This is a genomic window from Streptomyces sp. NPDC059743 (assembly GCF_042732975.1).
In the GTDB taxonomy this organism is placed as follows: Bacteria; Actinomycetota; Actinomycetes; order Streptomycetales; family Streptomycetaceae; genus Streptomyces.
Window position 1 is genome coordinate 89383 of sequence record NZ_JBHWGS010000011.1, and the last position, 23792, is coordinate 113174.

The following is a 23792-nucleotide window of genomic DNA, read 5'->3' on the forward strand; positions in this document are numbered from 1 at the left end:
CCCGGAATGGCCTCCGCCCGGACAGGACCTTGCTGAGTGTCATCGTCCGGTCACGGAGCTGGGACGGCTCGGGCGGGGACGGCCGGGACCAGCGGGAACGGGCGACAGGGGGCCGGTGACCGGCGACGGGCGGCTGAGGACACCGACAACAGCGAAGAGGTTTGAGGTTTACAGCCGGGCGCTCGGGAGGACGGGCTCCAGCGTGCGCCAGCGGGCGATCTCGCAGCCGTTCTTCCGGCTGAAGGAGGCGTTGACGCGGTGGCCGTGCCAGGTGCCGGTGATACGGGCGGTGGCGTCGCCGCCGTGCTGCATGGTGCACATGGCGTCTGGGGCCACGGGCGCGAACGGGTCCCGGCCTTCGCCGGAGAGCTCGGCCAGCCGGTCGCAGGCGGCCCGCGCCCGGGGATGCGTACCGCCCGCCGGCCCGCACGTCAGTTTGAACGTTCCGTCGGCCGCCGCGGTCCCGCTGCCCGCCACGGTGACGGTGAACTGGTCCGAGGGTGCCGTCAGCGGCGGCAGCGTGGGCTGAGGGAGGGGGAGGTCCGGTACGGCGACGGGTCCGGCGGAGGCGCGGGCGGAAGGACCGGCGAAGGCGGCGGGTGCGAGGGCACCCAGCACGGCGGCGGACGCGGCCACGGTGGCGGCGGCGGTGAGGACGAGGCGACGCAGCATGGAAGCTCCTGACGGGTTACGGATCCGGGGACGGCGCCCCGACATCTCTAACGCGCGTCAAGCTCCGGCGTTGCGCACCCGTAAGGGCTTTGCTCTGGGCCCCACCTGCCTAGTACCGTGAGGAGCGATTGGTGACACCCCACCTGGCTGTGTCATCATCTGCACGCACCACTCGCGCCCGCGCGGGTGTGCTGGAGGCGTCGCCTAGTCCGGTCTATGGCGCCGCACTGCTAATGCGGTTTGGGCCTTAAAGCCCATCGAGGGTTCAAATCCCTCCGCCTCCGCGCATCGATCACCGAAGCCCCGTCCACCCGGCCGGGGCTTCGGCCGTTCCTGCCCTGTTCAAGCGTTTCCGCAGGTCAGGCAGGGTGCGGACAATGGATTTCACCTGGCGCCACAGGTCATGTAATGTTGTTCCCGCAACGCCGACCGGCAAGAAAAACCCCGGAACGCCAAGCACTCGTAGCTTAACGGATAGAGCATCTGACTACGGATCAGAAGGTTGCAGGTTCGAATCCTGCCGAGTGCACACAGCCCAGAGGCCCCTCAGGATCATTCCGGAGGGGCTTCGTCGTGCCGTACAGCAGCGAAGTACAGCAACCGCGTCAGCCGGTACCGCCCATGGCGTCCGACAGCTTGCCGATTGCGGCACGAACTTCCTCTTTGCTCGATTCGGCGTAGACCTCCATCGTCATCCGCAGCTGCACCACCCGGCTTCGTCTCCACGACGTTGACGGAGTGGACGCCCCAGGCGTGCCGCAGACGTGTGACGCGGCGGCGATGTCGGCGGGCTCCAGGCCGGCGGGAAGCCGGAGCGTAACCCGCATCCCCGTCGAGGAACCCCGCACGCGGCGGACCTGCGGCGGGACCGGCTGCACATCCGGGCGGCGCGCCACGTTACGGACCATGAACGCCCGCAGGCGGGATGGCTGCACCGTCAGCCCGCACACATCCATCGTCGAGCGGTACGTGGCCTGGAAACGGACCCGGGTGACCGGCAGGCCCACCAGCGACCAGTACACTCGAGGCGCCCCGTACTTGGCGTAGCCGAGACCACCAGCAGCCGCTATGGCTCCGGTCGCCTCCACCACCGTGACGAGGTCCGACATGGCGTCAGACACCGGCTGTGATGGCGACTGCGGAAGCTGATCCCGTGGCGTGTCTGCCCGTTGAAGGTGTTCGCCCAGTCCCGCGCCCGCAGGCCGATGACCGACACCGGCGTGCCCGGGGCCAGGTTCTCCGGGAGACCCGTCTCCGGCACGGTCACCTGGTAGAGGTTCCCCTCACCCTCATCCGAGATCAGCAGGCCCACCGTCGAGAGCCCCGTACCGGTCTCCCGGTCCACGGCCCGCTCCCCGGCCTGCTTACTCACGAGCTTCGGCGTCGGCGCAGTCGCCACGAACACCACAGCGGTCGAAACATCAATCTTGAAAGACGGCATGGAGATGTCCCCTCCTTGTGGGGCCGCCCCGGCGGGCAACCTCTCATCCAGGCAGGTGAGTACGGCCCAGGTGATCGACTGCCGGGCGAGAACGACCTCATGGCCACCTTCGAGGTAGCGCGCATGACCGCAAGGCAGGCCCTCAGTGTTTTGCAGAGCGAGGGTCTGACGGAGTCCCGAAAGGGCGCCGGGGTCTTCGCACGCACCTTCCGCCCGCTCAGGCACAAGGGCATCCAAAGGCTGGCCCAGTCCCAGTGGGGGGAAGGCCGCTCGATCTGGTCGGCGGACACTGACGATCGCACCTTGGTTGTTGATCAGATGAGGGTCACCGAGGAGGCCGCGCCGGAACGCATCGCCACAGTTCTGGGGATCGACCCAGGCGAAGCCACGTGGGTTCGAAGCCGCCGGTTTGTCTTGGACGGTAAACCCATACTGCTGGCCACGTCATACTTGCCCGCCAGTCTGGTTGCGGGATCACCCATCACCCAGGAAGACACCGGCCCGGGTGGTACTTACGCCCGCCTTGCCGAGTTGGGGTTCAAGCCCGTTCACTTCTGAGAGGAGATCCGTTCCCGAATGCTGTCTTCATCCGAAGCGGACCAGCTTGGCCTTGCGACAGGGACGCCGGTGATCCTGATCTGCCGCACTGCGTTCTCCGAAGAGGGACGCGCCGTAGAAGTCAATGAGATGACGCTGGACTCTGCCTCGTACATCCTGGAGTACGACTTCGACGCGTGAGGGACATCAGCCGCCGTGCCAGTTGCGCGCATTGCGAGCGACGGCATAAACCGCTTCGACTTGAGCTGAACCAAGGGTCGGGGAGAGCCCCATCAAAGCGCGATCCACTTCCTTGGCCGGGACCACCAACACGGGTGGAGCAGCATTCTTCACCTTGATCGCGGCTGCGTGGACAACTGCGATGACGGGGCGAACCGGTACCGCGAACCCGCAGTGGCGAGAGAGAAGCCGAGCCACGCGCCGCGCCTCGGACTGACTGATGGTGATGTGGGGAGTAGGGGTGCGGTTCACAGTGGTGGCGTTGTCGCCGTACCAGACTGACTTGCCTTTGTGACGCTTGGAGTTGATGGTGAAAACGCCGGGTGGGCCGATGACCAGGTGGTCTATGTCTGATCCGCTAGGCCATTGAACCGCGTGGAGCACGTACCAGCCCCGTCGGCGAAGCCGGTTGACCCGTCTACCTGTGACGCGCTCCCCAATTAAGCCACTCGCCCAGCTACTCAGTTCTGAACTGGCTCGCCTACGCCCAAAGGCCCGCTTGAACGGGTTGGGCTGGAGTTCCACGAGCTTACGCCGCACGGCATCTCCCGGCCGGTTCAACGCTAGATCGTCTGTCGCGTTCACTCCGCCCCCAACATCAGCAGCTATGCCCAGGGCACCACGGCGGAACGGCATTGCCAAGAAGGCGATCTAGCCATCGGGTTGTTACAGGTTTCTCTACCTCATCAAGGGACCCGGCTGCGCTCCGCTCCGCCGGGCGCGCTTCCCGGCTCCGCTGCGCGCTGCGCTCCTGCCTTCGGCCCGCTCCGCGCACGCTGCGCCGACGCGCGCCCACTGTGGATAGGGCCGGTGGCCATGAGTCGATCACCGCAGAGTGCGGCCTGTGGTCAAGACAATGCCTCCGGCGGGGGAGCCGGCACCGGGATGGAGGGGGCGCCGGCGCCGACTGCGGGTCCTTAGGGGCGTGCGCGGGGATCTCCCATCCCGTCCACCGTCGACCCAGGCAGAGCCGAGTAGACGTGGTCCATGGCGTCCAGGTCGTTCGTACAGTGGCGCGCTCCACCTGGACGCCATGGACCACGTTCGCTCCACGGTGTGTGGGTCGACGGCGGACGGGATGGGAGCTGGGGTAGGTGTGGATTAAGGCGAGAGCGTCAAAAACCCGTCACCGGCTAAGGGCGTTTACTTCGGAGATAGCCCCGGAAGCGAACCAGTTCACCAAGGTCAGGGCCAATACAACAGCACTTTCTGCCTCTCTCTGCGACACATGCAATGGAGCGTTCACATCTGGGTCAACGTGCCTCGTGTATTCATTGGTCCACAGCATTTGCAGCATCGATAGAAGCACCGACTTAGGCTCGACAGCCGAGTCAACCTTGAACGAAAAGTTCCATTTCTCGGGCTTGCTGCGGAGTGCAGAAATCATTTTCCCCAGCGTTGGAAGTGAGTCCTTTGGGGACAGGACCGGTCCCGCAGCCGCCTCCACTGCACGCACGGCATACCTGTAAGCCGAAGATGGGTCACGATGCATGGAGAAGGCATGTTTCCAAGCATCTGCCAAGAGCCTGCCAGCCCTGGCATCGAGGCCCTCGCTGCTTTCCGCCGCCAACTGTACTGTCTTGTCGATGCGGGCTACCAAGCCGGGACGGCCAGCCACAACGCCTACGCGCCAAGATGACGCCGACTCTTCAAGGAGGTACTCCAACCTTTCGCATGACTCACCTGCGGGCTCCAGCTCCGAAAGCTCCAAGTCCACAACTGTCAGAAATGCATTTTCATCCTCATAGAGAGCTTTCCGGAGAGCAGAAAGGCCTTTCGCGCGATCATCGTGATAGCCGCCAGCACCGGTCCATCCGGACGAAATTCGCGCCACCCTTTCAGCGCGGCGGATTTTATCAGTGCTCGGCGTGTAGTAGCCTCTAGAGCCGCTGCGGAAACTGCTAGGTTGCTCGCGCTCGTAACGCTTCATCCTTGCTGAAAGCCACGCCCAGAGAGACTCTTTCAACCACTCAGGGACACCTTCATTCAGCCTGACAAAACTGGAGGCGCCCTCCTCTGAAAGGCGAGCATAGAAAGGTCGCCACTCTGTATCAGTCATGCCCCACCCCTTCACGTACTCGTGCGCTTACCGATGATAGTGGCTGTATGTGACGTGCGTTGGGAATTGCAGCGTCACGTCACCGGCCGCCGTGACTCTGGCAGGTCAGGTAATGAGTATCGTCGCAAGCACACCCAAAATGGCACCAATGATGCCATTAAGGAGCATCAGAGGGAGCTGCGCTTTCCAGCCCTGCGCCGCCCGGAGTTCCTCAACAGTGAGTGTTTGCGATGCGATCGCCGCTGCTAGCCCCTGCACCTCTGCAAGCAGCTCGGGGTCTTTAGGTTGTACAGGCAGGCTTTGCATGATGCGGTCGGCGGTGGCTCGCGAGTTGCGATCACCTTCGCGAAAGAACGCTTGCCCCATGGCCTGGACAAGGCTGCCGGACAGTGGCTCCACCTCGACCACGCCGAAGGACTTGCCGTCAACGGAGACAACCTCAGTCGTGACGGTAGGGGCCGGGGTCACCATCTGCATGGCTCGACGCATCGCGTGGGTGTACCGAGCTTCATCAATGCCGATGAGGCGATCTGGCATTGGCTTGTCGTCCCTGACGCCGAAGACGATGGTGCCACCACCCGAGTTGGCGAAGGCGGAGATGATTTGAGCGATCACTTCCGGCTTCACATTACCGATCTTGAACTCCAGCTGCTGACCCTCTGGTTCGGCTAGCAGTCGCTTCACATCATCAGACGCAGTAGGCACGACTGAAGGGTAGTCTCGGGTCTGCTGTACAGCAGCGAAATACAGCAACCACAGCACCCGTCCCCGGCCGGTAGCGTCCCTCTGGGGCCGTAGCGCAGCCGGTACGACCGTCGGCGAACGAGCTGCACTGAGCTACGGATCAGAAGGTTGCAGGTTCGAATCCTGCCGAGTGCACACAGTCAAGAGGCCTCTCAGAGAAACCTGAGGGGCCTCTTGCATTGCCGGTGCGGTTGGGCTGTGCCACCTTCGGGTGGACTTGTGGACTTTGAGAGTGCGCCGCCAAGCGGGCCGCACGCTGCACTGACAGTGCGCGTGCCCAAGGGCGTTGGTCACGTGGCCGGCAGGTGGTAGTTCAGGACGTAGGCGTCGGCGGCCATGACCGTGTCGCAGACCTCCACCGCGCGGCCCTTGGTGTCGTACGCGGTGCGGATCAGGTGGATCACGGGCACTCCGGAGGCGAGCTGGAGCGTCTTGATCTCCTGGGGCGAGGGCATCCGGGCGCGGATTTCCTCCTCGAAGTGGTCGAGTGTGTGGCCGAGTTCTTCGAGCCGGGCATAGATACCGCCGGGGCCCGGGTTGGGCTGGGCGATCGGGGTGTCACGGGCCAGGTCGAGCGGTAGGTACGACACGGCGAACTCCACGGGATGACCGTCCAGCAGATAACGGCGACGCCGGACCAGTACCCGCCGTGGGGCTCCCAGTCGAGTGGAGATGTCCGGGCTCGGGCGCTCCTCCTTGATCTCCAGGTTGTCCACCTCCGGGCGGCTGCCGACGGCGTCGGCCTCGACGATGAAGGCGGACTTGCCCTTTTCGCGGTGGCGCCGGGCGAATCTGTCGGAGGCCAGACGACGCACACGCGGACGCGGCCGGACGAAGACGCCCTTGCCGTGTTCGGCGGAGACCAGCCCTTCGCTCTGGAGCATCGAGAACGCGTTGCGCACGGTCATACGGGAGACGCCGAAATGCTCGACCAGCTCCGATTCCGAAGGCAGCTTGGACCCCTCGGTGAAACTTCCTCGGCTGATGGCTTCCCGCAGTTGGTCGGCGATCTGCCGGAAGACGGCCCGATCGCTCGTCGGGTCCAGCGAGCCGAGCAGACCCGAAGGGAGGGCGACCACATGTACTCCTTTAGATATCTAGACAAGCGGCTGAGTCTTGTTGCTACGGTGAGAAGCCTAGCCAGCCGAACGGAAGAGGAACGCAGAGCGTGACCACAGTCGAACGCCCCCACTCCGTGAGCGTCGCAGGGGTAATCGTGGATCAGCGGGGGCGGGCTCTGCTGATCAAGCGACGCGACAACGGTCACTGGGAGCCTCCCGGCGGTGTGGTCGAGGCCGGGGAGACCCTCCCCGACGCTCTCCAGCGGGAGGTGCTGGAGGAGACCGGCGTCAAGATCGCCCTTCCCGCTTCGCTGACCGGTGTCTACAAGAACATGACGGGCCTGATCGTCTCGCTCGTCTTCCGCTGCGAGGCCGCCGACGGCACGCCATCCACCGGGGAAGAGACCCGTGCGCTGCGCTGGGTCACCCGCGAAGAAGTCACCGAACTTGCCGACGAGGCGTACGCGATCCGCGTCCTGGACGCCTTGGACGCGGTGTCGCCACCCGCCGTGCGGGCGCACGACGGCGTGAAACTCATCTAGCACCGACCACCGCTCCATCGCCGACCATCAGCGTAAGGGAACTTGTATGCACGAGTATATGAGCAGGGTGCGGGTCTGGGGGCTGACGTGCCCAGGTTTCCGCGAAGAGATCAGCCGGGCCCGGCGATGGACCCACGACGTCCTCACCGGCCACCCCCAAGCCGACGACGTGGCCCTGATCGTGAGCGAACTGGGCACGAACGCCCTTCTCCACACAGCCAGCGGCACCGACGTCGGCGTCTTCCATGTCGCCCTTGCCCTCTCCAACCACGTCATCGCCATCTCCGTCACAGACGCCGGGAACGCCGACACCGCGCCAACAATTACTTACGCCAACGAGGACGCCTTACGCGGCCGTGGACTCGACATGATCCGCACGCTTGCCCACGGCGTCACGATCCACAACAACGGCCAGGGCCACACGGTCACCGCGGAACTCCTCACTGCCCGTTTCACAGGCTGTGCCTGGTGATCTCGGACAGGCTGCCACGGTCCTCTCCTGCCCGTTGGCGCTCACGCTCCGTGTGTTGGGGCGGTTGACTGGGGATGGACGGTTCGGCCGGACTGTGGCCGGGGCCGGGGCCGGGGTGTCGGGAGGAGCGTTGTGGTGGTGAGTGGGTGGCGTCGTGGGGGCTGGGTTTGTCGGGGGGTTCGGTGGGGCGAGCTTGGGGTTGGGCTGGTTTGGGGGAAGGGCGGCGAGCGGCGGGAGAGAGGGCTTGGGCGGGGGCTTGAGCTGGGGTTTCGGGTTGTTGGGGTACGGGGGTGTCTGGGGGCGCGGGGGAATGTGTGTCCGTTGGGCGCGGTGCTCGGGGCGCGGAGTACCGGCGGGCTGTGTGCCGAGTGCGCGCGGCTGGACCGGGCGCATTCCGTGGCCGCCGATACCGTCGCCGATGATCCGCGGACCTTTCGCGTCTATCTCGCGTGGTTCGGGCCAGGGATGGCGAAGGTCGGGATCACGGCCGAGGAGCGAGGGCCGGCGCGGTTGCTGGAGCAGGGCGCCGTGGTGTTCTGCTGGCTCGGGCGTGGGCCGCTGATGGCGGCGCGGCGGACCGAGGAGTTGCTGCGTACGGCGCTGGGCGTGCCGGACCGTATCCCGTACGCGCGCAAGCGCGCCGTACGGTCCGCGCTGCCGCCGAGGGCGGAACGGACCGCCGAGATCGAGGAGTTGTACGGGCGGGCGGTCGCGCTGGAGGGATGGCCGCAGTCGCTGGAGCGGGTGGCGTTCACGGCGGTGGACCACGCCGGAGTGTTCGGGCTGGACGGGCTGGCGCCGGCCACGGGCGTGGTGAGCGAGCTGGTGGACGGCGGGCAGGTCGCGGGACGGCTGGTCGCCGCCGCCGGGCCCGATCTGCATCTCGCCACGGCGGACGGCGGGCTCGTGGTCCTCGACACCCGGCTGATGACCGGCTGGGAGCTCATCGGTCCGGAGGAGGGAGACGGTACGGAGACGAGCGGTGGCGCGATCACCGTACCCGTGCGTGAGCTGTCCGGCGGAGATGTGCAGGATGGGCTGTTCTGAGCTCGTCTCTGAGCTCGTCGGGCGGTGGGAAGAGGAGTCCTGGGATGGATGATCACGAGAGCGCGCGCATACGGGCGTTTCTGGCGCGGGTCGGACTGCCGGGCCTCGTCGACGTCCATACGCACTTCATGCCGGAACGCGTGCTCAGGAAGGTATGGGCCTACTTCGACGCGGTCGGGCCGCTCACCAGGATGGAGTGGCCCATCACCTACCGGCACGAGGAGGACGAACGCGTCGCCCTGCTCAGGGCGTTCGGTGTACGGGCGTACACCTCGATGCTCTATCCCCATAAACCGGGCATGGCGCGATGGCTGAACGACTGGGCCGCCGAGTTCGCCGCCCGTACGCCCGACTGTCTGCGCACGGCCACGCTCTTCCCGGAGACGGGCGTCGAGTCGTATGTACGCGAGGCCGTCGAGGGCGGCGCGCGCGTCTTCAAGGCGCATCTCCAGGTCGGGGCGTACGACCCGAACGACGAGCGGCTCGATCCGGTCTGGGGGCTGCTCGCCGAGGCCGCGGTCCCGGTGGTCGTGCACTGCGGCTCAGGACCCGCGCCCGGGAAGCACACCGGGCCGGAGCCGGTCGGGCGGCTGCTGGCGCGCCATCCCGCGCTGCCGCTGATCGTCGCGCATCTCGGGATGCCGGAGTACGCGGATTTCCTGGCCCTCGCCGAGCGGTACGAACAGGTCAGGCTGGACACGACCATGGCGTTCACGGACTTCGGCGAGCGCTTCGCGCCTTTTCCCCGGGAGGCGCGGGAACGGCTCGCGGATCTGGGGGACCGGATCCTGCTGGGGACCGACTTCCCGAACATCCCGTATCCGTACATACACCAGTTGGAGGCCCTGGAGCGGCTGGAGCTGGGGAACGAGTGGCTGCGCGCGGTCTGTTACGGGAACGGAGTGCGGCTCTTCGGGCTGGATGATTCCGGGCTCGGAGGTTCTGGCCACTCTCTCTGACGCCCAGCCCGTACGCGTCGCCCTGACAGCCCGCGGCCACGTTTCTCAGGGAATTCACAGGTTTCGGAAAGAGGGCTCTCAGAGGTACTCCGCAGGGTTGACCAGCATGACCATTACCTCGCCCCGCGGGCGCACCGAAATGCTCAGGCCGGACGGCAGTCCCGTCCGTGTCCTTGTCGTCGACGACGAGACCTCGCTCACCGAGCTGCTCTCCATGGCCCTGCGGTACGAGGGCTGGGAGGTGCGCAGCGCCGCGGACGGCGCGGGCGCGGTGCGCTCCGCCCGGGACTTCCGGCCCGACGCGGTGGTGCTGGATGTGATGCTGCCCGACATGGACGGGCTGGCCGTACTGGGACGGCTACGGCGTGAACTGCCTCAGGTGCCCGTCCTCTTCCTCACCGCCAAGGACGCCGTGGAGGACCGGATCGCCGGGCTGACCGCGGGCGGCGACGACTATGTCACCAAGCCGTTCAGCCTGGAGGAGGTCGTGGCCCGGCTGCGCGGACTGATCCGGCGGTCCGGCGCGGCGGCCGTGCGCAGTGAGTCGCTGCTGATCGTCGGCGATCTGGCGCTGGACGAGGACAGCCATGATGTCAGCCGCGGCGGCGAGTCCATCCATCTCACGGCGACCGAGTTCGAGCTGCTGCGCTATCTGATGCGCAATCCGCGCCGCGTACTGAGCAAGGCGCAGATCCTCGACCGTGTCTGGTCGTACGACTTCGGCGGCCAGGCCAATGTCGTCGAGCTGTATATCTCCTATCTGCGGCGGAAGATCGACGCCGGACGCCCACCGATGATCCACACCCGGCGTGGCGCGGGATATCTGATCAAGCCCGGTGAGCCCGCCGACGCACCTCGATGAGTACGAGGACGGGGACGGGGACGAGGACGAGGACCCGGGCCGGGAAGGGCACCACGGCTGGGAAGGGCACCAGGGCCAGGAAGGGCGCGGGCGCGGTGGCCAGGAGAGGCGCGCTGCGACGGCGCTGGTCCCTGCGGACCCGGCTCGTGGTCTCGGCCGTCGTGCTGATCGCGGTGGTGGCGGCGGTCATCGGCGCGGTGACGACCATCGCGTTCCGCTCGTATCTGTACGACCAGTTGGACTCGCAGGTGGGCTCCATCGCGAGACGGGCCGCCGGACCGCCGAAGGCGGGCCCGACCGGCGACGGGCCGTTGATCGGCGACGGACTCGGAAACGGACCGGTCGACGGGCCGAGCGACGGGCCGAGCGACGCGTTGGCGAGTGGTGACGGGCTGGCCGACGCCGTCCTCGGTGGCAAGGACCCGCTGAGGATCGTCACCGGCGGCGGTGCGCCCGTCGGGACCGTCGGCGCGGTGGTGGCGGACGACGGTGCCATCAGCCGGGCCGTGGTCAGCATCCTCCAGGATTCCGACGAATCCTGGCGGCCCATCGCGGACAGACCGCTCACCCGGGCGGAGACCGCCGCCCTTGCCACCGTCCCGCGCGACGAGGATCCGCACACCGTCACGCTGCCCGGCCGTGGCGACTACCGGATCGAGTACGTCACCGGCGAGAACGGCGCTCTTCTCGTCGGCGTACCGCTCACCGATGTGCAGAACACCCTCAACACCCTGGTGGTCGTGGAGGTCTGTGTCACCGTGGCCGGGCTGTTCGCCGCCGGGATCGCGGGCGGCGTCCTGGTCGGCGTGGCGCTGCGACCGCTGCGGCGGGTCGCCACCACCGCCACCCGGGTCTCCGAACTCCCGCTGCACAGTGGTGAAGTGGCTCCTCTCGAACGGGTCCCGGCCGCCGAGGCCGATCCCCGTACCGAGGTCGGGCAGGTCGGCGCCGCGCTCAACCGGATGCTGGGCCATGTCGGATCCGCGCTTGCCGCCCGGCAGGAGAGCGAGATGCGCGTACGGCAGTTCGTCGCCGACGCCGGTCATGAGCTGCGGACACCGCTGGCCTCGATCCGTGGCTATGCCGAACTGACCCGGCGCGGTCGCGAGCGGCCCGGCCCCGACACCCGGCACGCGCTCGGACGTATCGAATCCGAGGCGGAACGGATGACCGGTCTGGTCGAGGATCTGCTGCTGCTGGCGCGACTCGACGCCGGTCGTCCTCTCTCGTACGAGAACACCGATCTCTCCCTCCTTGTCGTGGACGCGGTCAGCGACGCACGGGCCGCCGGACAGGACCACCACTGGCGCCTTGAACTGCCCGAGCCGGACGCGCCCGCCGCCGTCGTGCAGGGCGACGCCTCCCGGCTCCATCAGGTGCTGGTCAATCTGCTCGCCAACGCCCGTACGCATACACCTCCCGGTACGACGGTCACCGCGCGCGTCCGCAGAAGCGACGCCGGCCCCAGAAGCGACGTCGGCCCCTCCGGCAGTGGACCGGACGGCTGGTCCCCCGCCGGGTGCTCCTCGGCGGTTGTCCTTGAAGTACAGGACGACGGTCCCGGTATTCCGTCCGCGCTGCTCCCTCATGTCTTCGAACGCTTCGCGCGCGGCGACGCCTCACGCTCCCGCGCGGCCGGCTCCACCGGGCTCGGACTCGCGATCGTCCAGGCGGTCGTCACCGCGCACGGCGGGACCGTGGACGTACGGAGCGTGCCCGGCCGGACCGTCTTCGCCGTACGCCTTCCGGCTTCGTCAGACCAGCAGCAGCCCTCGTACCAGCCTTGCCCGCAGGCGCGGTTGGGACAGTCTCCGGACGAGCTCGGGCAGTTCTCTCACGACTCACAGACAGGGCACAGCCTCACCACACTGCCGTGACAGCGCTCCCGGCGAGCGTCGACGCCATGCGAACCGACCCCCCACGGAGCACGCTGCCCGCCCGGGAGCATCTCCCGGTCGAGGTGACCGATGCTCCCGTGCTCGATGTGACCATTCCCGTCCACAACGAGGAGCAGGACCTCGAACGCTGTGTGCGACGCCTGCACGGCCATCTCGTCCGCACCTTTCCCTACAGCTTCCGCATCACCATCGCCGACAACGCGAGCACCGACCGCACGCCCGAGGTGGCGAAACGGCTCGACGCGACGATCCCCGAGGTACGGGCGTACCGCCTGGAGGAGAAGGGCCGCGGCCGGGCGCTCCGTACCGTCTGGTCGCACTCCGACGCGCCCGTCCTCGCCTATATGGACGTGGACCTGTCCACCGATCTCAACGCGCTGCTCCCGCTCGTCGCCCCGCTGATCTCCGGGCACTCCGATCTGGCGATCGGCTCCCGGCTGGCCCGTTCGTCGCGCGTCGTGCGCGGACCCAAGCGCGAGTTCATCTCGCGGGCGTACAACCTCATACTCAAGTCCTCCCTCTCCGCGCGCTTCAGTGACGCGCAGTGCGGTTTCAAGGCCATACGGCGTGAGGTCGCCGAACGGCTGCTGCCGATGGTCGAGGACACCGGGTGGTTCTTCGACACCGAAATGCTCGTGCTCGCCGAACGCGCAGGACTGCGGATCCACGAGGTGCCCGTGGATTGGGTGGACGACCCCGACAGTCGCGTGCGCATCGTCAGCACGGCGGTCGAGGATCTCAAGGGTGTCTGGCGTGTCGGACGGGCTCTGGCGGTGGGCGCGCTGCCTTTGGACCGGCTGGCTCGGCCCTTCGGGGATGACCCGAGGGATCGCCGGATCAGGGGAGTTCCTGGCGGGCTCGCCAGGCAACTGGTCGGCTTCTGTGTCGTGGGCGCCCTGTCCACGCTCTTCTATCTTCTGCTCTACTCCCTCTTCCGCACCATGGCGAGTCCACAACTCGCCAACGCCACGGCTCTGCTGGTCTCCGCCGTCGCCAACACCGCCGCCAACCGGAGGCTCACCTTCGGGGTACGAGGCCGGGAGCGCGCCGTCCGTCATCAGGCCCAGGGCCTGGTCGTCTTCGCGATCGGACTCACGCTGACCAGCGGTTCGCTGGCGGCCCTCGACGCGGCCTCCGGCACGCCCTCGCACTCCACCGAGCTGGCCGTGCTGATCGCCGCCAATCTCGCCGCGACGGTGCTGCGCTTCCTGCTGCTGCGTGCCTGGGTCTTCCCCGACCGGCGCACGGACCAGCCGTCCGGAGCGCACCAGCCGTCCGGAACGGAAGAGTCCGGAGTGGACCAGCCGTCCGCAGCAGACCTGCCGCCCGGAGCGGACCGGCCCACCGCGAACGCCCAGCCCGTCCCCTACGCCCAGCGCGCCGTCCCCTACGACCAGTCCACCGCCGCCGATCGGCCCGCCGCTCTCGATCCGAGGGACTCACGATGACCATGACCCTTCAGCCCGACGGTCCCCCGCTGGCGGCAACGGACGGACGTCATCACCGCCGCGCCGGCCGCGCGGTCCGCTTCTGGCGCGGCAGGCCCGAGGACGCCCGCTGGGTACGCCCGGCCCTCCTCGCCCTCCTCCTGGCCACCGCGCTCCTCCAGCTCTGGGACCTGAGCGCGTCCGGCTACGCCAACTCCTTCTACTCCGCCGCCGTCCAGGCCGGCAGCGAGAGCTGGAAGGCCTTCTTCTTCGGCTCCTCCGACGCCGCGAACTCGATCACCGTCGACAAGCCCCCGGCCGCGCTCTGGCCGATGGCCCTGTCCGTACGGCTCTTCGGACTCGGGTCCTGGCAGATCCTGGTGCCCGAGGTGCTGATGGGCGTCGGCACGGTGGCGGTGCTGTACGCGGCCGTACGCCGTCGCTTCAGCGCCGCCGCCGGACTGATCGCGGCCGTGGCGCTGGCGCTGACTCCGGTCGCCGCGCTGATGTTCCGCTTCAACAACCCGGACGCGCTGCTCGCCCTGCTGATGACCGTCACCGTCCACTGCGTACTGCGCGCACTGGAGGCCGGGCGGACCAAGTGGCTGGTGTGGGCCGGGATCGCCGTCGGTTTCGCGTTTCTGACGAAGACGCTCCAGGCGTTTCTGATCCTGCCGCCGCTCGCGCTGGTGTACGCGGTGTGCGCGCCCGCGTCCGTACGCCGCAGGCTCGGCCAGCTCGCCCTCGCCGGGCTCGCGGTGGTCGTCTCCGGCGGCTGGTGGGTCGCGATCGTGGAGCTGTGGCCCGCGTCGTCGCGCCCGTACATCGGCGGCTCGCAGACCAACTCCTTCCTTGAACTGACCTTCGGCTACAACGGCCTCGGCCGGCTCAACGGCAACGAGACCGGAAGCGTCGGCGGTGGCGGAGCAGCGGGTGGCGGTGGCGGAGGAGGCGGCGGCGGCCGAGGCTGGGGCGAGACCGGTATCGGCCGGATGTTCAACGAGAGTGTCGGCGCCCAGATCTCCTGGCTGCTGCCCGCCGCGCTGCTGCTGCTCGTCGCCGGACTCGTCATGACCCGGCGGACCGCGCGTACGGACACGGCGCGCTCGGCGTTTCTCGTCTGGGGCGGCTCGCTGCTGATGACCGTCGGAGTCTTCAGCTTCATGGCCGGGATCTTCCACGAGTACTACACCGTGGCGCTGGCGCCGTACATCGCGGCGCTCGTCGGCATGGGTGCGACGGCGCTGTGGAAGGAACGGGCCAGGCCACAGGCGGCGGCGACGCTCGCGGTGACGGTCGCCGGGACGGCGGTCTGGGCGTACGTCCTGCTCGGCCGGACGCCGGAGTATCTGCCGTGGCTGCGCTGGGCGGTGCTCATCGGCGGTGCGGTGGCCGCGGTGGGACTGCTGTGCGCGGGACGGCTCGGGCGGCGGTTCGCGCTCGCGGCGGCCGGACTAGGTGCGGCGGCCTCGGTGGCCGGGCCGCTGGCGTACACGCTGACCACGGTGAACACCCCGCACGCGGGCTCGATCGTCACGGCGGGCCCCGCCTCGGCGCGCGGCGGATTCGGCGGTGGCGGAGGTCCCGGAGATGGCATGCGCTTTCCCGGCCAGGCTACGGGCCAGGCGCAAGGCCAGGGCCAGCCGCCAGCAGCCGGTGGCCAGGCCGTCCAGCCGCCTCAGCAGAACGGTCAGTCCCAGAACGGCCAGCCCCGGACCGGCCGGCGGAACGCCATGCCCGAAGGATTCAGCGGCGGCGCGGGAGGTCGCGGCGGAGGCGGTATGGCGGGCCTGCTCAACGGCCAGAACGTCAGCTCCGAGGTCGGGACCGCCCTCAAGCAGAACGCCTCCGCCTACACCTGGGTCGCCGCCGCCATCGGCGCCCAGAACGCCGCGAGCTACCAACTCGCCACCGAGAAGCCGGTCATGGCGATCGGCGGCTTCAACGGCAGCGACCCGTCACCGACCCTCGCGCAGTTCGAGCAGTACGTCACCGACGGGAAGATCCACTACTTCCTCTCCGGAGGCGGCGGTCCCGGCGGCGGCAACTCCGCCATCACCACCTGGGTCGAGGCCACCTTCAAGGAGGTCACCGTGGACGGCACGACTCTCTACGACCTGACTCGGCGGACGGCCGACTCAGCGACGACCTGACTCACCGACGGTCTGCCCTGACCACGGTCTGACCCGACGACGGCCTGACCCGACCACGGCCTGAACCGGGGTTCCGGAAAGCCTCCTGTGCGGTGTACGGCGGCATCAAGTCCCGTACACCGCACTAGGCATAGCATCGACTCCGGCCGGACTTCCGGACTCCGGCTTCCGGTTTCCGGTGGCGGGCCGCCCTGTCATCCGGCCGCCGGAGCCGGTCATGGCCGGAGCCGGGCAGGTAACAGGAGTCCGGTCATCTCCGGCCGGAGGGAACCGAGGAGGCTCACCCATGGTGCCGGAAGCCGACCGAGCCGAGCGGCCGATCCGTATCAGTGTGTGGCTGGAGGGCAAGCCGTCCGGCCGTGGCCGCAGGAGCGAACGCTCGGCCGGCCAGTCCACGGATCCCTCGGCCGCGCAGACACTGAGCCCGTCCTCCAGTCCTTCCGCAGGCCAGCCCGCCGGGCTCGATCGCGACCGCATCACCGCCGTCTCGGTACGGCTGCTCGACGCGGAGGGCCTGGCGAAGTTCTCCATGCGGCGGCTGGCCGCCGAGCTGGGCGTGACCGCCATGTCCCTCTACTGGTACGTGGACACCAAGGACGATCTGCTCGAACTCGCCCTGGACCGCGTCTTCGGCGAGGTCCAGGTGCCGGATCTGACGGACGAGAGCGCCGACTGGCGCGACCAGTTGCGCGAACTGGCCGTCAGCTACCGGACGGTGCTGGTCCGCCACGCCTGGGTCTCCCCGCTCGTCGGCAGATATCTGAACATCGGCCCGCACTCGGTGGCCTTCTCCGCCGCCGTCCGGTCGGTCATGCGCCGTACGGGCCTGGCGCCGCACGGCCAGATGGGCGCCCTGTCCGCGGTCTTCCAGTTCGTGTACGGATTCGGCACGATCGAGGGCCACTTCGTACAGCGCTCCGCCGACGCGGGACTGAGCCAGGACGAGTACTTCCGGCAGGCGAAGGGCGCCATCAGCGAACAGCCGCGGTTCAAGGAGTCGTTCGAGAGCGCGGACGAGATCATGGCGGCGCGGGGCGGCGACACGGTGGCGGAGATGCGCGAACGGGACTTCACGTTCGCGCTCGAACTCCTTGTCGCGGGCATCGAGGCGATGCGCGCCCGCGGCTGAAAGATCGCCTGACGATGAAAGATCGCCCCGGCGATCACCCCGGCGCCGCAGGCGGCACGAGCGGCTACTGCGGCGCCAGCCTGGCCGGGAAGCCGCCGGTCGCGAGCGGGCTCCAGCGTTCGGGCGTGACACGGATGATGGACTTGCCCTGCTTCACCATCGCCTGGCGGTACTCGTCCCAGTCCGGGTGCTCGCCCGCGATGTTCCGGTAGTACTCGACCAGCGGCTCGACCGACTCCGGTGAGTCGATCACCTCGGCGGTGCCGTCGATCTGTACCCACGGACCGTCCCACTCGTCCGACAGGATGATCAGACTCACGCGCTCGTCCCGCTTGGCGTTGCGCGTCTTGGCGCGCTCCGGGTACGTGGAGACGACGATACGGCCCGAGTCGTCGACGCCACAGGTGAGCGGTGAGCCTTGCGGGCGGCCGTCGGAGCGGGTGGTCAGCAGGATCGCCCGGTGCCGAGGCCGTACGAACTTCAGCAGCTCGTCGCGGTCCACGGCGGTGTTCGTTGCGATGTTGGGTGCCATGGTCCGCAGCCTACGACGTCCGACCGTCCGGGCCGGCTCTACGCCACCGGCAGGCTCTCGCCCTGTACCGCCTGGATGTCCAGCTCCACCCGTAGCGTCGTTCCGATCGCCGAGATGCCCGCCTGCACCACCTGGTTGTAGTTCATGGCGAAGTCCTCGCGGCTCAGCTCCGTGGTCGCGCGGAAGGCCGCCCGTACGCCGCCCCACGGATCGGGCCCGGTGCCCAGATAGCTCAGATCCAGGTCCACCTCGCGTACGACTCCGTGCAGCGACAGCCGGCCGTGGACCGTCCAGCGGTCCGGACCCGCCGGTGTCAGTCCCGTACTGCCGTATGTGATCTCCGGGAAGCGCTCCACATCCAGGAAGTCGGGCGACTTGAGGTGCTTGTCGCGCAGCGCGTTGCCGGTGTCGATGCTCGCTGCGGCGATGACCGCGTCGACCCGCGAGCGCTCGTGCGCGTTCTCCTGCCAGCTGTCGGGACCACCGGTCCCGCCGATCTCGATCCGCCCGCCGAACTCCTTGAACCGTCCGTGCACGCTGGAGATCCCGAGATGCTGCGCCACCGCGCTCACCGACGAGTGCGCCGGATCGATGCTCCAGGCGCCGGGCGGCGGCAGCTCGACTCCGCCCTGCCGGGCCAGCACCACCGTGCCGACCTCGGCCCGCCCGCTCGCCGTCACCAGCGCGGTGGAGGCGACGGGCGTGTATCCGACGGCCGTCACGACGACGGTGTACGGGCCCGGCGCCAGCGCCACATCGGCCCGTACCGAGCCGTCCTCCCGGGCACCGGCCCGTACCACCTGCGCGCCGGTCATATCGGTCATGGTGACGACGGCGTGCTGGACGGCCCAGCCGTCCCGTGTCCTCACCTGTCCGCGAAGCCCCATCCCGCTTCCCTCCCTGCTCTCTCTCACCGATAACGAGCCCTCACCGATAAACGAGCCTTCACCGGTAACGAGCCCCGGGCCCCGATGGGCCCGGGGCCCGCCCCGCTTGCAGTCGCTGGCCGGGTCCACTCGCCGGATCTACTCGCCGGGATGGGCGAGTTCGATGTCGTGCCCGTCGACACCGCGCCCGGTCACCGTCAGCGCGCCGGCCACCGGCGGATATCCGGTCGCGATGACCGTGTACTCGCCCGAGTCCAGATCGGCGAAGGCGTACGCGCCGTCGTCCCCGGTCGTCGCGGTGGCGACCACGTTCCCGGCCGCGTCGACCAGCGTCACCCGGGCGTCCGGCGCGGGCCGCCGGGCGGCGCCCGCCCTGACGATGCCCTGGACCGTGGCGCCCGACCGGAGGAGCGCCTCGATCCTGGTCACTCCCTGGCCGCCGATCTCCACCGGCAGCGCCAGCGGCCGGAAGCCGGTCGCGTTCACCGCGACGGTCACCGAGCCGGGCACCAGCTCTCCGAAGGCGAACTCGCCCTGGTCCACGGACTTCCCGGTGGCCAGCACATCGCCGCGCACATCGGTCACGATCACCATCGCGCCCTCGATCGGTAGCCCGCCGTCCGCGGCGCGCACGGTCCCGGCCAGACCGCTCGTACCGGAGAGCAGGATGTCGTACACGACCGGCTCGTCACCGACGACCACCGTGGACGCCTGCGGCTGGAAGCCGTCGGCGGAGGCGATGAGTACGTACGAGCCCGATCCCGGCGAGTCCAGGACATAGCCGCCGTCGGACCGGGCGACCGAGCGGGCGAGCTGACGTCCGGCCAGGGAGATCAGGGTGACGGCCGCGCCGGGCACCGCGGCGCCCTCGGCGGCGCGCACCACACCTCGTACGGCCGTGCCGTACAGCGACGCGGTCGTGGCTCCGGCCGGACCGGTGCTCTGGGCCGGTATCGCGGCAGATATCGCGGCCACCGCGGCGACCGCAGCGGGAGCCTCGACGGCCGCAGGAGACGCCTCGCCGACCGCAGAAGACGCCACCGGAGCCGCGACGGCACCCACAGCCACCGGCGCCTCGACCGCGCCGCCGCCCGCCGCCTCGGAGACCGCGGCCGTGGCACCGGCCTCCGCCGCCTCACCGCCGGAGCGTGTCCTCAGCGCGACCTCCTTGATGAACAGCGTCAGCAGCAGGGCGACCACGGCCGCCGGAGCCGAGTAGAGGAAGACATCGCCGACGCCGTGCCCGTACGCCGCCTCCATGACTCCGCGCAGCGGCGCGGGCAGCGTGTCCAGATTGGGAATCGCACCGCCGCCGGTGCCGCCGTGGCCCAGCGCCGCGCCCTGCGGGCCGAGATCGGCCAGTCCGTCCTTGACGTAGTGGGTGACCCGGTTGCCGAGCACCGCGCCCAGCGCCGAGACACCGATCGCACCGCCCAGGGAGCGGAAGAAGGTGACGGTGGAGCTCGCGGCGCCGAGGTCCTTCGGCGAGACCTGGTTCTGGGTGCACAGGACCAGGTTCTGCATCATCATGCCGACGCCGAGGCCCATCAGCGCCATATAGACGGCCATGTGCCAGTACGGGGTGTCCACCCGGAGCGTACCGAGCAGTCCGAGGCCCGCCGACACCAGCACACCACCGCTGACCAGCCAGATCTTCCAGCGGCCCGTCTTGGTGATGATCATGCCCGAGACGGTGGAGGAGAGGAACAGACCACCGATCATCGGGATGGTCATCACACCGGACATCGTCGGCGACTTGTCGCGCGCGAGCTGGAAGTACTGGCTGAAGAAGACCGTTCCGGCGAACATCGCGATACCGACGAAGAGCGAGGCCAGCGAGGCCAGTGTGATCGTACGGTTACGGAAGAGGCGCAGCGGGATGATCGGCTCGTGGGCCTTCGACTCGACGAGGACGAAGAGCGCGCCGAGCGCGACCGAGCCGCCGACCATGGCGTAGGTCTGCCAGGAGATCCAGTCGTACTTGTTGCCCGCGAAGGTGACCCAGACCAGCAGCAGCGAGACGGCCGCGCTGATCAGGACGGCGCCGGACCAGTCGACCTTGACCTGGCGCTTGACGACCGGGAGCTTGAGCGTCTTCTGGAGCACGACCAGCGCGATGATCGCGAACGGGACGCCGACGTAGAAGCACCAGCGCCAGCCCAGCCACGAGGTGTCGGTGATGACACCGCCGAGCAGCGGGCCGCCGACGGTGGCGACGGCGAAGGTCGCGCCGAGATAGCCGCTGTAGCGGCCTCGCTCGCGCGGAGCGATCATCGCGGCCATGACGATCTGGGCGAGGGCGGAGAGCCCGCCGACACCGACGCCCTGGACCACCCGGCAGGCGATCAGCATCCCGGTGTTGTTCGAGAGGCCGGCCACGACCGATCCCCCGACATAGATGACCAGGGCTATCTGGACCAGGAGCTTCTTGCTGAAGAGGTCGGAGAGCTTGCCCCAGAGCGGAGTGGTCGCCGTCATCGCCAGCAGCGACGCGGTCACCACCCAGGTGTAGGCGCTCTGTCCGCCGCCGAGGTCGGAGATGATCTCGGGCAGCGCGTTGGAGACGATCGTCGACGAGAGGATCGCGACGAACATGCCCAGGAGCAGCCCGGAGAGGGCCTCCATGATCTGACGGTGTGTCATCGGCGTGCCGGGAGTGACGGCGGGGCCGCCTCCATGCTTGGCGTGGCCGCCCCGCACACCCGCTGGTGTGGTCGTAGCCATTGGTTTCCTTAGTCCTGCGTCGTCTTACGTGTGGTGCCGTACGGGCGTTTCCTGCCGCATGGGTGTACGGGTGTACGGAATGTCATGGCGCCGGTCCCGGCTCTCGCCGAAGCTGCTGCGCAGCCGGGCCAGCAGTGCGTTGAGCTGCCCCACGTCGTCGTCGGTCCAGTCGTCGAGCGTGCGCGCGAATATCTCGGTCGTCCGCCGGGCCAGCTCGTCGAGCAGGTCCTGTCCCGCGGGTGTCAGCCGCAGGATGCGCGAGCGCTTGTCGGCGGGGTCCGCGGACCGTTCGATCCAGCCGCGCTGTGCGGCATGGGCGACATGCCTGCTGGTCACCGACATGTCGACGGCGAGCAGCTCCGAGAGACGGCTCATCCGCATCTCGCCGTGGCGCTCCAGCAGAGTCAGTACGGCGGCGGAGCCTCCCGGGCATTCGGCGGGCAGGATGCGCGCCAGACTCCGTTTGACAGCGCCGACGCCACTGAGCTGGCGGGCCAGCTCGGCGTACTGACTCTGTGCGGCCATGGGACCCTCCCGATATCTTGTTGCTTGGGGCAACCATGGAACCATAGAAGCCATTGGTTGCTACAGGCAAATGAAATCGGGGCGCAGCGGAGTAAAGGAACTCAAAAGGCTTCGCATGGTACGGGTCAACACCCGGCGCGGCGGCTCCCGACCTGGGAAAAGAGGCTCTCGGCCGGGGAAGAGAGGCTCTCGGCCGGGAGGGATGGCATCCAGGGCCGAGGCAAGGTCGTCCGGAATTTCCTGAACGGACGTTCGGGGACTTAACGGGCGTTCGGTGCCCCGAGTCGCGCGTCCGGCGTCCGAATCGCGCGTCCGGCGCGGAATACAGGGCAGTTGGGTACGGGCCCGGGGTTGGGCGGGATCCCCGCGTTCGCTAGGGTCCTGCCGTATGGCACACAACCCCCATGCCCCACAGGGCCCCGAGGGCACTCCCGACCCCGCGGGCAGCACCCAGATGTTCCGTGCGTTCGTCGACGACGGCGAGCCGCAGCGCAGGCAGCCGCCTCAGCAGCAGAGCGGGCCGAAGGCCGGACTGATCATCGGCGTCGTCGCCGTGGTCGTGGTCCTGGCCGTCGTGGGCTGGCTCGCCCTCGGCTGAGCCGTTACGGGCTGAGTCGTTACGGGCGGTCGCGTCGGCCGTTCGCGCCCGCTGTTCGCGCCCGCCGATGGTCCGCTGGCGGTGCGGCGGACGGACCGCCGATTCGGAACCCCGCCCGGAGCGTTGCCCGGAGTCTGTCCGGAGCTTCGTCCGGCTCACCGGACGAAGGGCGGGGTCCCCGGGCCTCAGTCCGAGATGAGTCCTTCGCGCAACTGGGCGAGCGTACGGGTCAGCAGCCGCGAGACATGCATCTGCGAGATGCCGACCTCTTCGCCGATCTGCGACTGCGTCATGTTCGCGAAGAACCGCAGCATGATGATCTGCCGCTCACGGGGCGGGAGTTTGGCGAGCAGCGGCTTGAGCGACTCGCGGTATTCGACGCCTTCCAGCGCCATGTCCTCGTAGCCGAGCCGGTCCGCGAGCGAGCCCTCGCCGCCGTCGTCCTCGGGCGAGGGCGAGTCCAGCGAGGACGCCGTGTACGCGTTGCCGACGGCGAGGCCGTCGACGACGTCCTCCTCCGACACCCCGAGAACGGCGGCGAGTTCGGGAACGGTCGGCGAGCGGTCGAGCTTCTGCGCCAGATCGTCGCTGGCCTTGGTCAGCGCGAGACGCAGCTCCTGGAGTCGGCGCGGCACCCGCACCGACCACGAGGTGTCCCGGAAGAAGCGTTTGATCTCGCCGACGACCGTCGGCATCGCGAACGTCGGGAATTCCACGCCGCGTTCGCAGTCGAACCGGTCGATGGCCTTGATCAGACCGATCGTGCCGACCTGGACGATGTCCTCCATCGGCTCGTTGCGGCTGCGGAACCGCGCCGCCGCGTACCGCACCAGCGGCAGATTCAGCTCGATGAGGGTGTCACGTACGTAGGTGCGCTCCGGGCTGTCCTGGTCGAGCACGGCGAGCCGCAGGAACAGGGAGCGGGACAGAGTGCGGGTGTCGATGGCTTCCGGCTGGGACACACGCGGCTGCGCCACATGGTCGAGAGCATCGGGCGCGGGAGCGCTCTTCGTGAGCGTGAGCACCTTCGAGCTGCCCTGTTCTACGGACATGCCACCCCCTTGAGGTCGCGGACGGTCGCGTCGGCCGCTCCCGTCGGTGGAACGCAGCCTCCACCTGAATACCGGCGGCGGGACTGCGGCAAACGCGGTTCCAGCAGAATGTCACATGTCGGCAACACGCTGTAGTGACTTGTCGACAAGTAGGGACCGAATCTGCCCAGGAAAGAGGTGGTATACGACTTTTGGGCCCAGGAGAGGAAACCGGGTGATCCAACCGCCCGG

General features: G+C 68.5%; 21 protein-coding genes, 2 tRNA genes and 2 pseudogenes. 13 read left to right on the plus strand and 12 right to left on the minus strand.

Going from position 1 to position 23792, the window contains the following annotated elements; genetic code table 11:
• Window positions 1-168 precede the first annotated feature (168 nt).
• Entirely contained in the window at window positions 169-672 is a 504-nt protein-coding gene (locus ACFV6H_RS20495) for an SSI family serine proteinase inhibitor (protein ID WP_385543968.1), read from the minus strand.
• Between the two features lie 193 nt (window positions 673-865).
• Here ACFV6H_RS20495 and ACFV6H_RS20500 point away from each other — a divergent pair.
• Window positions 866-956 (plus strand) — tRNA-Ser (locus ACFV6H_RS20500).
• A gap of 172 nt (window positions 957-1128) precedes the next feature.
• Window positions 1129-1201 (plus strand) — tRNA-Arg (locus ACFV6H_RS20505).
• 160 nt (window positions 1202-1361) lie between these two features.
• Here the strand turns inward: ACFV6H_RS20505 and ACFV6H_RS20510 are convergent.
• Together ACFV6H_RS20510 and ACFV6H_RS20515 are read right to left on the minus strand one after the other, a co-directional pair.
• Window positions 1362-1781, minus strand: a pseudogene (locus ACFV6H_RS20510) (plasmid transfer protein); the annotation flags it as partial.
• Window positions 1739-2113, minus strand: a complete 375-nt coding sequence (locus ACFV6H_RS20515; RefSeq protein ID WP_385543970.1) for a hypothetical protein — start codon at window positions 2111-2113, stop codon at window positions 1739-1741. The pseudogene ACFV6H_RS20510 and the gene ACFV6H_RS20515, both read right to left, overlap by 43 nt.
• A gap of 45 nt (window positions 2114-2158) precedes the next feature.
• On the opposite strand from ACFV6H_RS20515, the pseudogene ACFV6H_RS20520 reads away from it, so the two are divergent.
• A pseudogene (locus tag ACFV6H_RS20520) lies at window positions 2159-2851 on the plus strand (GntR family transcriptional regulator); the annotation flags it as partial.
• A 6-nt stretch (window positions 2852-2857) separates the two neighbouring features.
• Here ACFV6H_RS20520 and ACFV6H_RS20525 read toward each other — a convergent pair.
• The 4 genes from ACFV6H_RS20525 to ACFV6H_RS20540 form a co-directional block, all read right to left on the minus strand.
• Entirely contained in the window at window positions 2858-3526 is a 669-nt protein-coding gene (locus ACFV6H_RS20525; RefSeq protein WP_385544429.1) for a nuclease-related domain-containing protein, read from the minus strand.
• Between the two features lie 490 nt (window positions 3527-4016).
• Window positions 4017-4949 (minus strand): hypothetical protein, encoded by a 933-nt coding sequence (locus ACFV6H_RS20530; protein ID WP_385543973.1) that lies wholly within the window; start codon window positions 4947-4949, stop codon window positions 4017-4019.
• A gap of 105 nt (window positions 4950-5054) precedes the next feature.
• Window positions 5055-5654 (minus strand): helix-turn-helix domain-containing protein, encoded by a 600-nt coding sequence (locus ACFV6H_RS20535; protein ID WP_385543975.1) that lies wholly within the window; start codon window positions 5652-5654, stop codon window positions 5055-5057.
• Window positions 5655-5983: 329 nt separating this feature from the next.
• A complete protein-coding gene (locus ACFV6H_RS20540) occupies window positions 5984-6772 on the minus strand; it encodes a GntR family transcriptional regulator (protein ID WP_385543978.1) in 789 nt (262 codons plus the stop codon).
• Between the two features lie 116 nt (window positions 6773-6888).
• Between ACFV6H_RS20540 and ACFV6H_RS20545 the strand changes: the two genes are divergently transcribed.
• The 9 genes from ACFV6H_RS20545 to ACFV6H_RS20585 all read left to right on the plus strand — a co-directional run bounded on the left by ACFV6H_RS20545 (window position 6889) and on the right by ACFV6H_RS20585 (window position 17243).
• The gene (locus ACFV6H_RS20545) at window positions 6889-7296 is read left to right on the plus strand and encodes an NUDIX hydrolase (protein WP_384983752.1); all 408 of its coding nucleotides are present in this window, start codon (window positions 6889-6891) and stop codon (window positions 7294-7296) included.
• A gap of 46 nt (window positions 7297-7342) precedes the next feature.
• The gene (locus ACFV6H_RS20550) at window positions 7343-7768 is read left to right on the plus strand and encodes an ATP-binding protein (protein WP_385543981.1); all 426 of its coding nucleotides are present in this window, start codon (window positions 7343-7345) and stop codon (window positions 7766-7768) included.
• A gap of 138 nt (window positions 7769-7906) precedes the next feature.
• Window positions 7907-8815: a DUF2797 domain-containing protein gene (locus tag ACFV6H_RS20555; RefSeq protein ID WP_385543984.1), complete on the plus strand. Its 909-nt coding sequence runs from the start codon at window positions 7907-7909 to the stop codon at window positions 8813-8815.
• A 44-nt stretch (window positions 8816-8859) separates the two neighbouring features.
• Entirely contained in the window at window positions 8860-9774 is a 915-nt protein-coding gene (locus ACFV6H_RS20560) for an amidohydrolase family protein (protein WP_385543987.1), read from the plus strand.
• Window positions 9775-9880: 106 nt separating this feature from the next.
• The gene (locus ACFV6H_RS20565; RefSeq protein WP_385543989.1) at window positions 9881-10636 is read left to right on the plus strand and encodes a response regulator transcription factor; all 756 of its coding nucleotides are present in this window, start codon (window positions 9881-9883) and stop codon (window positions 10634-10636) included.
• Window positions 10637-10749: 113 nt separating this feature from the next.
• The gene (locus ACFV6H_RS20570) at window positions 10750-12513 is read left to right on the plus strand and encodes a sensor histidine kinase (protein WP_385544434.1); all 1764 of its coding nucleotides are present in this window, start codon (window positions 10750-10752) and stop codon (window positions 12511-12513) included.
• 26 nt (window positions 12514-12539) lie between these two features.
• Window positions 12540-13982: a glycosyltransferase gene (locus ACFV6H_RS20575; RefSeq protein ID WP_385543992.1), complete on the plus strand. Its 1443-nt coding sequence runs from the start codon at window positions 12540-12542 to the stop codon at window positions 13980-13982.
• Window positions 13979-16114: an ArnT family glycosyltransferase gene (locus ACFV6H_RS20580; protein ID WP_385543995.1), complete on the plus strand. Its 2136-nt coding sequence runs from the start codon at window positions 13979-13981 to the stop codon at window positions 16112-16114. The genes ACFV6H_RS20575 and ACFV6H_RS20580 overlap by 4 nt, the downstream gene beginning before the upstream one ends.
• A 286-nt stretch (window positions 16115-16400) precedes the next feature.
• The gene (locus ACFV6H_RS20585) at window positions 16401-17243 is read left to right on the plus strand and encodes a TetR/AcrR family transcriptional regulator (RefSeq protein WP_385543998.1); all 843 of its coding nucleotides are present in this window, start codon (window positions 16401-16403) and stop codon (window positions 17241-17243) included.
• Between the two features lie 64 nt (window positions 17244-17307).
• Here the strand turns inward: ACFV6H_RS20585 and ACFV6H_RS20590 are convergent, their stop codons facing one another.
• The 4 genes from ACFV6H_RS20590 to ACFV6H_RS20605 form a co-directional block, all read right to left on the minus strand.
• The gene (locus ACFV6H_RS20590) at window positions 17308-17775 is read right to left on the minus strand and encodes a PPOX class F420-dependent oxidoreductase (RefSeq protein WP_385544001.1); all 468 of its coding nucleotides are present in this window, start codon (window positions 17773-17775) and stop codon (window positions 17308-17310) included.
• 38 nt (window positions 17776-17813) lie between these two features.
• Window positions 17814-18662, minus strand: a complete 849-nt coding sequence (locus tag ACFV6H_RS20595) for a YceI family protein (protein WP_384983498.1) — start codon at window positions 18660-18662, stop codon at window positions 17814-17816.
• Between the two features lie 138 nt (window positions 18663-18800).
• On the minus strand, window positions 18801-21386 hold the full coding sequence (locus ACFV6H_RS20600; protein ID WP_385544004.1) for an MFS transporter: 2586 nt from the start codon (window positions 21384-21386) through the stop codon (window positions 18801-18803).
• 24 nt (window positions 21387-21410) lie between these two features.
• Entirely contained in the window at window positions 21411-21911 is a 501-nt protein-coding gene (locus ACFV6H_RS20605; protein WP_384780057.1) for a MarR family winged helix-turn-helix transcriptional regulator, read from the minus strand.
• Between the two features lie 388 nt (window positions 21912-22299).
• Here ACFV6H_RS20605 and ACFV6H_RS20610 point away from each other — a divergent pair, with 388 nt between their 5' ends.
• Window positions 22300-22509, plus strand: coding sequence for a hypothetical protein (locus tag ACFV6H_RS20610; protein ID WP_093595126.1), 210 nt, complete (start codon window positions 22300-22302; stop codon window positions 22507-22509).
• A gap of 185 nt (window positions 22510-22694) precedes the next feature.
• Here ACFV6H_RS20610 and ACFV6H_RS20615 read toward each other — a convergent pair whose 3' ends face one another.
• Window positions 22695-23561: an RNA polymerase sigma factor SigF gene (locus ACFV6H_RS20615; protein WP_066946402.1), complete on the minus strand. Its 867-nt coding sequence runs from the start codon at window positions 23559-23561 to the stop codon at window positions 22695-22697.
• Window positions 23562-23792: the final 231 nt, after the last annotated feature.